General features: G+C 71.6%; 12 protein-coding genes. 11 read left to right on the top strand and 1 reads right to left on the bottom strand.

Annotated elements, in window-relative coordinates; translation table 11 throughout:
- Window positions 1-449 (top strand): malic enzyme-like NAD(P)-binding protein (locus ACV530_RS28595; protein ID WP_494335530.1); only part of this gene is annotated, 449 nt, incomplete at its 5' end.
- A gap of 272 nt (window positions 450-721) precedes the next feature.
- Window positions 722-1003: an HU family DNA-binding protein gene (locus tag ACV530_RS28600; RefSeq protein ID WP_018542329.1), complete on the top strand. Its 282-nt coding sequence runs from the start codon at window positions 722-724 to the stop codon at window positions 1001-1003.
- 366 nt (window positions 1004-1369) lie between these two features.
- Here the strand turns inward: ACV530_RS28600 and murA are convergent, their stop codons facing one another.
- Complete coding sequence (gene murA, locus ACV530_RS28605; protein WP_494335531.1) at window positions 1370-2713, bottom strand: UDP-N-acetylglucosamine 1-carboxyvinyltransferase; 1344 nt, start codon at window positions 2711-2713, stop codon at window positions 1370-1372.
- Window positions 2714-2953: 240 nt separating this feature from the next.
- Here murA and ACV530_RS28610 point away from each other — a divergent pair, with 240 nt between their 5' ends.
- The 9 genes from ACV530_RS28610 to ACV530_RS28650 all read left to right on the top strand — a co-directional run bounded on the left by ACV530_RS28610 (window position 2954) and on the right by ACV530_RS28650 (window position 14060).
- Window positions 2954-3580 (top strand): YqgE/AlgH family protein, encoded by a 627-nt coding sequence (locus ACV530_RS28610; RefSeq protein WP_494335532.1) that lies wholly within the window; start codon window positions 2954-2956, stop codon window positions 3578-3580.
- Window positions 3581-3615: 35 nt separating this feature from the next.
- Window positions 3616-3903: a DUF3039 domain-containing protein gene (locus ACV530_RS28615; RefSeq protein ID WP_494335533.1), complete on the top strand. Its 288-nt coding sequence runs from the start codon at window positions 3616-3618 to the stop codon at window positions 3901-3903.
- Between the two features lie 154 nt (window positions 3904-4057).
- Complete coding sequence (locus tag ACV530_RS28620) at window positions 4058-5080, top strand: methyltransferase (protein ID WP_494335534.1); 1023 nt, start codon at window positions 4058-4060, stop codon at window positions 5078-5080.
- Window positions 5077-6705, top strand: a complete 1629-nt coding sequence (locus ACV530_RS28625; RefSeq protein ID WP_494335535.1) for a beta-N-acetylhexosaminidase — start codon at window positions 5077-5079, stop codon at window positions 6703-6705. The genes ACV530_RS28620 and ACV530_RS28625 overlap by 4 nt, the downstream gene beginning before the upstream one ends.
- 290 nt (window positions 6706-6995) lie before the next feature.
- Window positions 6996-7925, top strand: coding sequence for an FAD binding domain-containing protein (locus ACV530_RS28630; protein WP_494335536.1), 930 nt, complete (start codon window positions 6996-6998; stop codon window positions 7923-7925).
- The gene (locus ACV530_RS28635; RefSeq protein WP_494335537.1) at window positions 7922-9493 is read left to right on the top strand and encodes a (2Fe-2S)-binding protein; all 1572 of its coding nucleotides are present in this window, start codon (window positions 7922-7924) and stop codon (window positions 9491-9493) included. The genes ACV530_RS28630 and ACV530_RS28635 overlap by 4 nt, the downstream gene beginning before the upstream one ends.
- A gap of 5 nt (window positions 9494-9498) precedes the next feature.
- The gene (locus ACV530_RS28640; RefSeq protein ID WP_494335602.1) at window positions 9499-11850 is read left to right on the top strand and encodes a xanthine dehydrogenase family protein molybdopterin-binding subunit; all 2352 of its coding nucleotides are present in this window, start codon (window positions 9499-9501) and stop codon (window positions 11848-11850) included.
- A gap of 128 nt (window positions 11851-11978) precedes the next feature.
- Window positions 11979-12392: a DUF2563 family protein gene (locus ACV530_RS28645; protein ID WP_494335538.1), complete on the top strand. Its 414-nt coding sequence runs from the start codon at window positions 11979-11981 to the stop codon at window positions 12390-12392.
- Between the two features lie 42 nt (window positions 12393-12434).
- Window positions 12435-14060, top strand: coding sequence for a WXG100 family type VII secretion target (locus ACV530_RS28650; protein ID WP_494335539.1), 1626 nt, complete (start codon window positions 12435-12437; stop codon window positions 14058-14060).
- The last annotated feature ends 22 nt before the right edge of the window (window positions 14061-14082 follow it).

Here is a 14082-nt window from a genome sequence, read left to right on the forward strand (position 1 = left end):
CGCTGAAGGAGGCCGTGCGCGGCGCGGACGTCTTCATCGGCGTCTCGGCCCCGAACGTGCTGGGCGCCGAGGACGTGGCCGCGATGGCCGACGGTGCGATCGTCTTCGCGCTGGCCAACCCGGACCCGGAGGTGGACCCGGCGATCGCCCGTCAGACGGCCGCGGTGGTGGCCACGGGGCGTTCGGACTTCCCCAACCAGATCAACAACGTGCTGGTCTTCCCGGGCGTCTTCCGCGGCCTGCTGGACGCCCAGTCCCGTACGGTGAACACCGAGATGATGCTGGCCGCGGCCAGCGCCCTCGCCGACGTGGTCACCGACGACGAGCTCAACGCGAACTACATCATCCCCAGCGTCTTCAACGACAAGGTGGCGGGTGCGGTCGCCGGAGCCGTCCGGGAGGCCGCGAAGGCCGCCGGAGCGGCTGTGACGGGCACCACGACCGTCTGATCACGGCGCGTCGCGTGGCGCGGGGCTCCGGCGCCCCCCATAAGGTGTCGGGCAGAAATCGGGCCGCAAAACGCGGCCGTATCCGAGGCTGTGGCGCTTTCCGTGTGACTCTCCAGGGTGCCGGATTGGCTTTCCCGCCACTGGTGGGGGCAGGATGCGTAACCGGGCGCGAGGGTCCGGCAACGGACCCGGGTCCGGGGACTGTCCGAGGGCCCTGGCAGCATCGGCTTCGATCTCACGCCTCATTGGCAAGAAGAACACGGGAGTACAACATGAACCGCAGTGAGCTGGTGGCCGCTCTGGCCGACCGCGCCGAGGTGACCCGCAAGGACGCCGACGCCGTTCTGGCCGCCTTCGCCGAGACCGTCGGCGAGATCGTCGCCAAGGGCGACGAGAAGGTGACCATCCCCGGCTTCCTGACCTTCGAGCGCACCCACCGTGCCGCTCGCACCGCCCGCAACCCGCAGACGGGTGAGCCGATCCAGATCGCTGCCGGTTACAGCGTGAAGGTCTCCGCGGGCTCCAAGCTCAAGGAAGCCGCGAAGGGCAAGTAAGCCTCCAGCGCATAAGGGCGGCCTCCCCGGGACGGGGGGCCGCCCTTCGCCGTTCCTACGGCCTGTCAGGGGCCGTGTCGGGGCGCCGGTGGATGCTTGCCCCTGCCCCGCCCTTTCACCGTTTCCTCTGGGGCTGCGCCCCAGGCCCCGAAACCGCGCTGTGCGCGGTTGTCCTCAAGCGCCGGACGGGCTGGATTTTCGCGCCCGGCCCGGCACTATCAAGCCCGTCCGGCGATTGAGGACGAGCGGCGGAGCCGCGACAGCGGGGTCTGGGGCGCAGCCCCAGGAAACGGCGAAAGGGCGGGACCGGGGCACCAACACCCCAACCCCGCCCCCACGGACGGACAGACGCGACGCGACGAAACGTCAGACCGCAGACGCCTCGCCCGGCAGCTCCACGTTCGCGCCCAGATCCTTCAGCTTCTGCATGAAGTTCTCGTAACCCCGGTTGATCAGGTCGATGCCGTGCACCCGGGACGTCCCGTCCGCCGCCAGCGCCGCGATCAGGTAGGAGAACCCGCCCCGCAGGTCCGGGATGACCAGATCCGCGCCCTGCAGCTTCGTGGGCCCGGAGACGACCGCCGAGTGCAGGAAGTTCCGCTGTCCGAAGCGGCACGCGGACCCGCCCAGGCACTCGCGGTACAGCTGGATGTGCGCACCCATCTGGTTCAGCGCGGAGGTGAAGCCGAGCCGCGACTCGTAGACCGTCTCGTGGACGATGGACAGGCCCGACGCCTGCGTCAGGGCGACGACGAGCGGCTGCTGCCAGTCCGTCTGGAAGCCCGGGTGGACGTCCGTCTCCAGCGCTATGGCGTTGAGCTCGCCGCCCGGGTGCCAGAAGCGGATGCCCTCGTCGTCGATCTCGAAGGCGCCGCCGACCTTGCGGTAGGTGTTGAGGAAGGTCATCATCTCGCGCTGGCTGGCGCCGCGGACGTAGATGTTGCCCTTGGTCGCGAGCGCCGCGCTCGCCCAGGAGGCGGACTCCAGGCGGTCGGGCAGCGCACGGTGGTTGTAGCCGCCGAGCGAGTCCACACCGGTGATGCGGATCGTGCGGTCGGTGTCCATGGAGATGATGGCGCCCATCTTCTGCAGCACGCAGATGAGGTCCTCGATCTCCGGCTCCACGGCCGCGTTGGACAGCACGGTGACGCCCTCGGCCAGGACGGCCGTCAGCAGCACCTGCTCGGTCGCGCCGACCGACGGGTACGGCAGCTGGATCTTGGTGCCGCGCAGCCGCTGCGGGGCCTCCAGGTACTGGCCGTCCGCCCGCTTCTCGATGGTCGCGCCGAACTGGCGCAGCACCTCGAAGTGGAAGTCGATCGGACGGCCGCCGATGTCACAGCCGCCCAGGCCCGGGATGAAGGCGTGGCCCAGCCGGTGCAGCAGCGGGCCGCAGAAGAGGATCGGGATGCGCGAGGAGCCGGCGTGCGCGTCGATGTCGGCGACGTTGGCGCTCTCCACGTGCGAGGGGTCGAGAACCAGCTCACCGGGCTCGTCACCGGGGCGCACCGTGACACCGTGCAGCTGCAGCAGGCCGCGTACGACGCGGACGTCCCGGATGTCGGGCACATTGCGCAGCCGGCTGGGACCGCTGCCGAGCAGCGCGGCGACCATGGCCTTCGGCACAAGGTTCTTCGCACCGCGGACACGGATCTCGCCCTCGAGCGGGGTACCGCCGTGGACAAGCAGGACATCGTCAGGGCCGGTCATGGATCTCGCGTTCCTGGAGTTGGGCCGGGGGCAAGAAGAAAGGGTAATGCGACCGGAGGCCCCCCGGGCCGCCACAAGGGGGCTTCCGGTACGTCATGGGTTTGTCACAACACGCTCCGCTATCGGAGTGGTCGCTACCGGTTATGTGCGGGACAGCTGCTTCCGTACGCCCCGCCCGCTCCTGCCCGATACCTTCACTTCCGCTCCCCGCTCGGCCCGGAAATGGGGGATCATGTCGCCATGACCGAGGTGTCATCGCTCACAGGGCGGCTGCTCGTCGCGACACCGGCGCTGGCCGACCCGAACTTCGACCGCGCGGTGGTGCTGCTGCTCGACCACGACGAGGACGGCTCGCTCGGCGTCGTCCTCAACCGTCCCACGCCGGTCGGTGTCGGCGACGTCCTCGAGTCCTGGGCCGCGCTGGCCGGGGAACCGGGCGTCGTCTTCCAGGGCGGCCCCGTCTCCCTGGACTCGGCCCTCGGCGTCGCGGTGGTGCCGGGCGAGGCGCCCGAGGAGGATGCCGCGCCGGACGGCGACCGCGCCCCGGGTGACAGGGCGCGTCCCGTCAGAGCGGACCCCATCGGTTGGCGCCGGGTGCACGGCGCGATCGGGCTCGTGGACCTGGAGGCCCCGCCCGAGCTGATCGGCGCCGCCGTCGGCTCGCTGCGGATCTTCGCCGGCTATGCCGGCTGGGGGCCGGGCCAGCTGGAGGAGGAGCTCGTCGAGGGCGCGTGGTACGTGGTCGAGTCCGAGCCCGGCGACGTCTCCTCCCCGGATCCCTCCCGGCTGTGGCGGGCCGTTCTGCGCCGCCAGCGCAACGAACTGGCGATGGTCGCCACCTACCCCGACGACCCGAGTCTCAACTGACGGGTCACGGTCCGTCCCCAGTACCCTTGGGGACCATGAGCACTCTTGAGCCCGAGCGCGGGGCAGGGACCGGCACCCTCGTAGAGCCGACGCCGCAGGTGTCGCACGGCGACGGCGACCACGAGCGCTATGCCCATTACGTCCAGAAGGACAAGATCATGGAGAGCGCGCTCTCCGGTTCCCCGGTGGTCGCCCTGTGCGGCAAGGTCTGGGTGCCGGGGCGCGACCCCAAGAAGTACCCGGTCTGTCCGATGTGCAAGGAGATCTTCGACGGCATGAGCGCCGGCGGAGACGACAAGGGTGGCGACAAGAACAAGAAGTAGCCCCTCCCGGCCCGCTTCCCCGTGACGAACGGCTTCCCGGCGCACTGCCCGCGCCCGGGGAGCCGTTCGCGTTCCGGCCCTCCCCGGCCCTTGCATCCCACCCGAACACGAACTTAGGCTTGCCTAACTTTCGCATCGGGGAGGGCTGTACGGCATGACCGAGAACGAAGACCGCGCCCGCGTCATCCAGTTGCTGTTCGGATCGATGGCCGCCCAAGTGCTCGCATCCGCCGTCCGGTTGGGGATGCTGGACCGGATCGGGGACGGGGAGCGCCGCGCGGACGAGCTCGCGGCGGAGTGCGGCACGCACCCGCAGGCCACCCTCCGGTTGCTGCGCGCGCTGACCGGGCTGGGCCTGCTCACCGAGACCGCGTCCGGCGAGTTCGCCGCGACGGCGACCGGCTCGGTACTGACGACCGGACACCCCGGCTCGCTGGCCGCCATGGCCGGGACGCTCACCGACCCGTCGATGCTGCGCAGCTGGGAGCACCTGGACAACAGCATCCGCACCGGCGAGGACTCCTTCGGCAAGACCTTCGGCACCGACTTCTTCACCTACATCAACAACAACCCCGCGCTGTCGGAGCGGTTCAACCGCGCGATGAGCCAGGGCAGTAGCGCCGCCGCCGAACTCCTGCCCGCCGCCGTCGACTTCGGCCGCTTCGGCACCGTCGCCGACGTCGGCGGAGGCGACGGCACGCTGCTCTTCGCCGTGCTCCGGGCGTACCCGGAGCTGCGCGGCATCGTCTTCGACACCGCCGAGGGGCTCGCCCAGGCCGGTGCCGCCCTCGAGCGGTCGGGGCTCGCCGGGCGCTGTGAGCTCGTCACCGGCGACTTCTTCGCCTCCGTGCCCGCGGGGGCCGACGCCTATCTGCTCAAGAGCGTCCTGCACGACTGGAACGACGACAAATGCGCCGTCATCCTCGGCCATTGCCGCGCCGCGCTGCCTCCGGACGGCCGGGTGCTGGTCGTCGAGCCGGTGCTCCCCGCTGTGGCGGACGACTGGGACGCGGGCCTGACGTACCTGAGCGACCTCAACATGCTGGTGAACCTGGGCGGCCGGGAACGCACCAGGGCCGACTTCACCGACCTGTTCGCCCGCGCGGGGCTGACACTCGTATCGGTCACGCCCCTCGCCCACGGCACCCCGTTCCACGTTCTGGAGGCATCCCGGTGATCCCCGCGCCCCGCAGCATCGACGGCCCCTCGCACGATGGCCCCTCGTCCGGCGCGTTCCGCCCCGGCGAGCGCACCGCACTGGTGACGGCCCCCGGCACCGAGGGCACGGGCAGGTGGCTGCGGGGCACTGTCGGCACGGCACTTGGGCTGCCGCTCCCGCCCGCCGCCGACGGCACGGACAACGCGATCGCGCTGTGCCTCGACAACTCCCTGGAGCCCGAGGGCTACAGGCTGAGCGTCTCGGACCCGGCCGGCGTACGGATCACGGGCGGCAGCCCGGCCGGTGTCTTCTGGGGCGCCCAGACACTGCGTCAACTCCTCGGCCCCGACGCCTTCCGCAGGGCGTGCCTGCGCCCCGGCGACCTGCCCGCCGTGCCCGCGCAGACCATCGAGGACGGCCCCCGCTTCGCCTGGCGCGGCGTACTCCTCGACGTGGCCCGGCACTTCATGCCCAAGGACGGTGTGCTGCGCTACCTCGACCTGCTCGCCGCGCACAAGCTCAACGTGCTGCACCTGCACCTCACCGACGACCAGGGCTGGCGCATCGAGATCGAGCGCTGTCCGAGGCTGACCGAGGTCGGCGCATGGCGTGCGCGGACGAAGCTCGGGCACCGGGCATCGCCCCTCTGGGACGAGCGCCCGCACGGTGGTTACTACACGAAGGACGATATTCGCGAGATCGTGGCATACGCCGCGGAACGGCACATCACCGTCGTGCCCGAGATCGACCTGCCCGGCCACTCGCAGGCCGCCATCGCCGCATACCCCGAACTGGGCAACACGGACGTCATCGACACCGCCTCCCTCACGGTCTGGGACACCTGGGGCATCAACCCGAACGTACTCGCCCCCACTGACAACACGCTTGCCTTCTACGAGAACGTGCTCACCGAGGTCCTCGAACTCTTCCCCTCGCCGTTCGTCCACATCGGCGGCGACGAGTGCCCCAAGGAGCAGTGGAAGGCGTCCCCCACCGCACAGGCCCGGATGGCGGCCGGGCAACTGGCCGACGAGGACGAGCTGCAGAGCTGGTTCATCCGCCACTTCGACCGCTGGCTCACCGGGCGCGGGCGCAGGCTCGTCGGCTGGGACGAGATCCTCGAGGGCGGCCTGGCGGAGGGCGCCGCCGTCTCCTCCTGGCGCGGCTACGCGGGCGGCATCGCCGCCGCACGGGCCGGACACGACGTCATCATGTGCCCGGAACAACACGTTTACCTCGACCACCGGCAGGCGCCCGGCGACGACGAGCCCGTCCCGATCGGCCGCGTCCGCACCCTCGAGGACGTCTACCGCTTCGAGCCCGTACCGTCCGGCCTCACGGGCGAGGAGGCCCGGCACGTCCTCGGCGCCCAGGCCAATCTCTGGACCGAGGTCATGGAGAACCAACAGCGCGTCGACTACCAGGCGTTCCCGCGCCTCGCCGCCTTCGCCGAGACCGTCTGGTCCGTCCTGCCCGCCCCCGCCGAACGCGACTGGACGGCGTTCGAACGCCGGATGACCGCTCATTACGCCCGTCTCGACGCCCTGGGCGTGGACTACCGCCCGCCCTCCGGCCCCCGCCCCTGGCAGCGCCGTCCGGGCATCCTCGGACGCCCGATCGAGGGGCCGCCCCCGATCGTGTGAGGCACGCCGGAAGGTGACGGCCCATGCGCCGCACCCCTGGCACGGTGGACCTCCACACACCGCCGTAAGTCGTACAAGGAATCCCCAACGATGGCAATACGCCCCACAGCGGAGAAGGCACCGGATCCCGGGCCGCCGTCCGGCCGGGGTCCGAAGCCGGCCGGCGACCGGCGGTTCGCGGACCCTCGCGACGGCGGAGGCGGAAGATGTGCCAGAGTTGCCACGTCCAGGCCGTCAGCACGTACCGTACGGCGGGAACGGCCGGGATCACCGGGGAAGGGGCAGCTGGGTTGACCACGCACGCACCGCAGGCGGCGCACACCGTGACGTTGCCGGGCTCGCTCGACGAGGCCGTGGCGGCACTGGCCGCCATGCCCGCTGCCGTGCCGGTCGCGGGCGGCACCGATCTGATGGCCGCCGTCAACTCCGGCCTGCTGCGCCCCGCCGCGCTAGTCGGCCTCGGCCGCATCAGCGAGATCCGCGGCTGGCAGTACCAGGACGGGCACGCCATCCTCGGCGCCGGACTCACCCACGCCCGCATGGGACGGCCCGACTTCGCCGCCCTCATCCCGGCCCTCGCCGCCGCCGCCCGCGTCGCGGGACCGCCGCAGATCCGCAACGCCGGCACCCTCGGCGGCAACATCGTCTCCGCCGCGCCCTCGGGCGACGCCCTGCCCGTGCTCGCCGCCCTCGAGGCCTCCCTCGTCATCGCCGGCCCCGGCGGCGCCCGCCGCGAGATCCCGGTCGGCCGGCTGCTCGCCGGCATCGAGATGCTGGCCCCCGGCGAACTCATCGGCTTCGTACGCGTGCCCCTGCTGCACGCCCCGCAGACCTTCCTCAAGGCCACCGGCCGCACCGGCCCCGGCCGGGCCACCGCCTCCGCGGCCGTCGTCCTCGACCCGGCCCGGCGCATGGTGCGCTGCGCCGTCGGCGCGGTCGCGCCCATGCCGCTGCGCCCGTACGAGGCCGAGCACTGGGTCGCCTCGCTCATCGACTGGGACGGCGAACGCACGCTCGCCCCCGAGGCGTGCAGCGCGTTCGGCGATTACGTCGCCGCCTCCTGCATTCCCGACCCCGCGCCTGTCCAGGAGGACGGCGGCGGGGGCACCGCCCATGCCGTTCAGGCGACGGGGGAGGGTACCCTGCCGCCGGCCGTTCTGCATCTTCGGCGTACGGTGGCCACTCTGGCCCGCCGAGCACTGGGGAGGGCACTCGCGTGAGTGACGATCAGAAGCGACAGGCGCAGGCAACCGGACCGGGCGCCTGGCAGCCGATTCCGCGTGGCGCGGAGCTCGACTCGGAGGGCACGGCGTTCGTGCAGCTCCCGCCCGAGCTGCTCGACCGGCCCGGCAACAGCGGCAGCTGGGCCCCGCTGGCGGCACCCGGCACGGGCTACACCCCGCCCGCGCCCGCCTCCTGGCACCAGCCGCAGCACCCGACGCCCCATCAGCACCAGTCGGCCCACCATCCCGCCGGGCCCGCCGCACCCGTCCCGCCTCCGGTCGACGACTGGCCCGCGGCCGCGTACACGACCGGCGCCACCGCGGAGTGGGCCGCCGTACCGGCCGACACCTACGACCCGGCGCACGGCCACGCCCCCGACGGCGGCGCCGACCCGCACGCCACCGCGCAGTGGTCCTTCCCCGCCGCCGCGGACACGGGCTCGACCGGCCAGTGGAACGTCCCGGCCGCCGGTGACGACCCGGTCGACGAGTCCGGTGAGTACGCCCTGCGCGGCCACGCCGCCCCCGCCGACGACCCGCAGGCGACCGCCGAGTGGCCCGCGCCCTCGGCCGGGGACACCGGAACCGGCGCCTGGCACCGTCCCGCCCCGTCCCAGTCCCCGCCCGCTCCGGCGGGTCAGTGGACCGTCCCGGCCGCGCAGGACGACACGCCCGACGAGTCCGGGGAGTACGTGCTCTCCGCGCAGCCCGCCGCGGACGTCACCGGCGTCATCGGCGTCACCGGTACGGGCGACAAGCAGGCCGACACCTGGACGCCCGTCACCGACGAGCCCGCGCCGGAACCCGCCGCACCGGAACCCGCCGCACCGGAACCCGCCGCACCGGAACCCGCCGCGCCGGCGGAGGAGTCGGAGCCCGAAACACCTGCCGAGGACGAAGCCGGCGCAGTCGGCGCGGCCGAGGACGGCGAACCCGGACAGGACGACGAACTCCCCCCGCACACCGAGCACCCCTGCGCCTCGTACGTCCTGCGCGTCAACGGCACCGACCGGCCCGTCACCGACGCGTGGATCGGCGAGTCCCTGCTCTACGTGCTGCGCGAGCGCCTCGGCCTCGCGGGCGCCAAGGACGGCTGCTCGCAGGGCGAATGCGGTGCCTGCTCCGTCCAGGTCGACGGACGGCTCGTCGCCTCCTGCCTCGTACCGGCCGCGACCACCGCCGGCTGCGAGGTGCGCACGGTCGAGGGCCTGGCCGTCGACGGACAGCCCTCGGACGTCCAGCGGGCACTCGCCGAGTGCGGCGCCGTCCAGTGCGGATTCTGTGTGCCCGGCATGGCCATGACCGTGCACGATCTCCTCGAGGGCAACCACACCCCGACCGAGCTCGAGACCCGGCAGGCGCTCTGCGGCAACCTCTGCCGCTGTTCCGGCTACCGCGGCGCCCTGTCGGCGGTCCGTCAGGTCGTCCAGGAGCGCGTCGAGCGCGCGGAGGCCGCCGCCGCACACGACGAGGCGGCCCAGCAGCCCGGGACGGAAACGGCACGCATCCCGCACCAGGCGGGCCCGCACCACGGCGGCAGCGGCGGCGGAAAGGCAACGGCATGACGGGAATGGGCGGAAATGCCGGGATGGGCGGACAGGGAGGCGCCGACGGCGGCGTCAGCAGTGTGCCCTCCTCCCTCGTCGGCACCCCCGTGGCCGCCGAGCCCCCGCCCCCGCACGGCCTCGGTGTCTCCCTCCCCGCCGTCGACGCGGAGGCCAAGGCCCAGGGCACGTTCCCGTACGCGGCCGACCTGTGGGCCGAGGGCCTGCTGTGGGCGGCCGTCCTGCGGTCCCCGCACCCCCACGCCCGTATCGTCTCGATCGACACCCGTGCGGCCGCCGCCATGCCGGGCGTCCACGCCGTCGTCACGCACGCGGACGTACCGGGCGCCACCGCCCACGGCCGCCGCGTCGCCGACCGGCCCGTCTTCGCGTCCGAGATCGTCCGCCACCACGGCGAGCCGATCGCCGCCGTCGCCGCCGACCACCCCGACACGGCACGGCTGGCCGCCGCGGCCATCGCCGTCGAGTACGAGGTCCTGGAACCCGTCACCGACCCCGAACAGGCCTTCGCCGCCGAACCGTTGCACCCCGACGGCAACCTCATCCGCCACATCCCGCTGCGCTTCGGCGACCCCGAGGTCACCGGCGAGGTCGTGGTCGAGGGCCTCTACCGCATCGGCCGCCAGGACCCCGCCCCCATCGGCGCCGAGGCCGGACTCGCCGTCCCCCGCCCCGACGGCGGCGTCGAGATCTACACCGCCTCCACCGACCCGCACGCCGACCGCGCCCTCGCCGCCGCCAGCTTCGCCCTGGAACCCGAGCGCGTGAAGATCGTCGTCACCGGTGTGCCCGGCGCCATGGGCGACCGCGAGGACTCGGGCGTCCAACTCCCGCTCGGCCTCCTCGCCTTGCGTACCGGCCACCCGGTCAAACTGGCCGCCACCCGCGAGGAATCCTTCCTCAGTCACGCCCACCGCCACCCGACCCTGCTGCGCTACCGCCATCACGCGGACGCGGAGGGCAGGCTGGTCAAGGTGGAGGCCCAGATCCTCATGGACGCGGGCGCGTACGCCGACTCCTCCTCCGACGCCCTGGCCGCAGCCGTCGCGTTCGCCTGCGGCCCGTACGTCGTCCCGCACGCCTTCGTCGAGGGCTGGGCCGTACGCACCAACAACCCGCCCTCCGGCCATGTCCGCGGCGAGGGCGCGCTCCAGGTGTGCGCCGCGTACGAGGGCCAGATGGACAAGCTCGCGGCCAAGCTGGGCCTGGACCCGGCCGAGCTGCGCATGCGCAACGTCATGGCCACCGGCGACATCCTCCCCACCGGCCAGACCGTCACCTGCCCCGCCCCGGTCGCCGAACTCCTCGCCGCCGTACGCGACTTCCCCCTGCCGGCCCTCCCCAAGGACGACCCCGAGGGCGGCTGGCTCCTCCCCGGCGGCCCTGACGGCGCCGGCGAACCGGGCGCCGTCCGGCGCGGCGTCGGCTACGGCCTCGGCATGGTCCACATGCTCGGCGCCGAGGGCGCGGACGAGGTCTCGACGGCCACGGTCAAGGTCAGCGGCTCAGTAGCCACCGTCATCTGCGCCGCCGTCGAAACGGGCCAGGGCTTCTCCACCCTCGCCCGCCAGATCGTCCAGGAGATCCTCGGCATCGAGGACGTCCACATCGCCCCCGTCGACACCGACCAACCCCCCTGCGGCCCCGCCTCCCACAGCCGCCACACCTGGGTCTCGGGCGGCGCCGTGGAACGCGCGGCCCGCATGGTCCGCACCCAGCTCCTCCAGCCCCTGGCCGCCCAATTCGGCATGTCCACCGAGCTGTTGACCATCGCCGACGGCAAGATCACCTCCTACGACGGCGTCCTCAGCACCACCGTCGCCGAGGCCCTCGACGGCAAGGAACTCTGGGCCACCGCCCAGTGCCGCCCCCACCCCACCGAGCCCCTCGACGAGAACGGCCAGGGCGACGCCTTCGTCGGCCTCGCCTTCTGCGCCATCCGCGCCGTCGTCGACGTCGACATCGAGCTCGGCTCCATCCGCGTCGTCGAACTCGCCGCCGCCCAGGACGTCGGCCGCATCCTCAACCCCGCCCAGGCCCACGCCCGCATCGAGGCCGGCCTCACCCAGGGCCTCGGCGCGGCACTGACGGAAAACCTCCGCACCTCGGGCGGCTTCGTCCGCCGCCCCGACCTGACGGGCTACGCCCTCCCGACCGCCCTCGACACGCCGGACATCCACATCGTCAAGCTGGTGGAGGAACGGGACGTCGTCGCGCCGTTCGGCGCGAAGGCCATCAGCGCGGTACCGGTGGTCACTTCACCGGCCGCCATCGCCGCGGCGGTACGGGCGGCGACGGGGCGGCCGGTGAACCGGCTGCCGATCCGGCCGTCTACGGCTGCCGCGGTGGCGTCGTAGGACGCCTGTCCATCCGCGCTTGTACTCATGTGAGTTGAGTAATCCGACGAGGTGCTTGTCAGGGCCAGTCGGTAGGCTGGGTGCGCTTGTTGCAGGACTCACGGGGTTGACTGAGGGGTGGGGTGGACGTGGCTGCGCCTGCTGCGGACGAAACACGCGCGCGGTTGGAGACGCTCAAGACGTTCAAAGGGCACGTCGACGAGGTGCTGAAAGACCTCGGAGGCGACGGAGCACCTTCGACGCACATTGCCGACGCGGCACTTGCCTCGGAGAACCTGGGCAAAGACTTCAATGCGGCGGGTGCCCTGTATTCGGCGTACAACGTCGTGCACTCGGACCTGACTGCGCTCTCGAAGCTGCTGAACGACCAGATCGAAGCACTGAGCCTTGCGGTCCAGCACTCGCACAACGGCTACGAGGGCACGGACTTGGACCAGCGCGACAAGATGTGGGCAGTTCAGAACGAGCTCACGCAGCACTACATCCAGCCGAAGACGCAACAGTCCGGGGACAAGCCCGGTGGCGGCAAGGTGGGTATGTGATGGCAATTCGCTTTATCGCAGCAGCGAGGGGGAACGACTGACATGGCTGACACTGCGAAGGGCAGCGGTCCGAAGGACCCGCGTCCTGGTTTTGCCTTCGCCTTCATCACCCAGGACTTCCACGCCATCCCTCATGAGCAGCTGCAGGCCATGATTGAGCATGCCGACGCGGGCAAGGTCAATGCTGCCGCACGAAAGCTGACGGAAGCCGCCGGGAAGATCAAGAAGGCCGGTGAGGACCTCAAGCGGGACATGGGCCACGTCGATTGGGGCGGCGAAGGCGGCGAGGCGTTCAACAAGTGGGGGTCGGACATGGCTCTCGCCGTGCTTCGGCTGGCCCATTACGGCGAGACCGCAGGCAAGTGGATGGACCAGGCCTCGGTCACACTTGTCGAGGCACAGAACATGCCCAGAGTCTCGAAGGAGGCCAAGGCGACGCTGACCTCGTACCTGAGCAAGCACCCGGGTCCGATCCAGCCGGCTCTTGAGGTTCCCCAGGCGTCCAAGGACATGCCCTTGGTGCTGAACGGTCCGACTCAGGGGCAGGCCTACGCCGCTCAGCAGAAGCTGGAGCAGGACCACAAGCACGCTGCCGAGCTGATGAAGAAGCTCGCCGAGTCGTACAACATGTCCGGGTATCAGATCTCGTACGCGGAGCGGCCGAACTTTCCGCCGATGCCGATGTCGATACTGCCGCCGCAAAGGGTCGAAGGCGTGGAGTACGTACCCGCTCCAGGTGCGCCCGCACATGACGGCTCTGCGACAGGACAAGGGGCCGGGGGAGGAGATGCACGGTCGTCCGTCGGCGAAATTCAGCAGACCTCTCACACGCCGGAGTCGACCGACACCCGCAACCCGTCGCATGCAGACACAGGGCCGAACAGCACGGACAGCACTGTGCCAACCGGGCACACTGAGCAGCCTCCTGCGCACACGCGGGTCGACAGCACTGTGACGCACCCTCCGGCCACGCCGTCTGTCCCGACGCTGCCGCACGGAGGACCGACACAGCCGTCTCACCCAGGAACTCCGAATGGGCTGCCGATTCCGCCGGTGCCGACGCTTCCCCGAAGTGAGGTTCCTAGCCGTGGTCCGGTAAAGCCCGGTCGATTCGAGCCGGGCCGAGTGGGACCCGGCAATACCGGAATTCCGCGGCAGGAGAACGTACCCGGCCTCCCGTCTCAAGGTCCCATCGGCACGGGCAGAGTTGGCGTACCCGTGCCCGGTGTACCCAGCGACGGCGTTGTCGGTGGTCGGCCGATACCGCGCCCGACGGGACAGACATCCCCTACCCAGGTGCCCCGGGGCACGGTCATTGGTACCGAGCCTGGCCAAGGCCAAGCGCGCGGCCCTATGGCTTATGGCCCAGGCGCTGGCGGGGTGTCGCGGGGTGGTACGGCTGGCGGGCGAAGTGTTGGTGGAGCTGCTGGCCGGCGTCTCGCATCTGAATCCGGCGGAGTCGTCGGCGGCCGTCCGTCCCAGCGCTCGGCAGCTGGGGACCGTCCCTTCACGCCCGGTGGCGCTGGCCTGGTACGCGGCTCCGCAGAGCAGAAGCACAAGCAAGACCGCAAGACTGCTCAGCAAGGCACCCGTCCTGACTATCTGGTTGAGGATGAGGAGACCTGGGCGCAGGGCGAGCGACGGGCCGTGCCTCCCGTCATCGACTGATGGCAGCAGAAGGAAGAGGACA

The organism is Streptomyces sp. SX-6 (assembly GCF_059089585.1).

What these genes read in the sequence shown, in the direction of transcription:
- murA (WP_494335531.1), bottom strand. Translation starts at nt 2,713, where the DNA reads ATGACCGGCCCTGACGATGTCCTGCTTGTCCACGGCGGTACCCCGCTC.
- ACV530_RS28600 (WP_018542329.1), top strand. Translation starts at nt 722, where the DNA reads ATGAACCGCAGTGAGCTGGTGGCCGCTCTGGCCGACCGCGCCGAGGTG.
- ACV530_RS28640 (WP_494335602.1), top strand. Translation starts at nt 9,499, where the DNA reads ATGGGCGGAAATGCCGGGATGGGCGGACAGGGAGGCGCCGACGGCGGC.
- ACV530_RS28615 (WP_494335533.1), top strand. Translation starts at nt 3,616, where the DNA reads ATGAGCACTCTTGAGCCCGAGCGCGGGGCAGGGACCGGCACCCTCGTA.
- ACV530_RS28610 (WP_494335532.1), top strand. Translation starts at nt 2,954, where the DNA reads ATGACCGAGGTGTCATCGCTCACAGGGCGGCTGCTCGTCGCGACACCG.
- ACV530_RS28650 (WP_494335539.1), top strand. Translation starts at nt 12,435, where the DNA reads ATGGCTGACACTGCGAAGGGCAGCGGTCCGAAGGACCCGCGTCCTGGT.
- ACV530_RS28620 (WP_494335534.1), top strand. Translation starts at nt 4,058, where the DNA reads ATGACCGAGAACGAAGACCGCGCCCGCGTCATCCAGTTGCTGTTCGGA.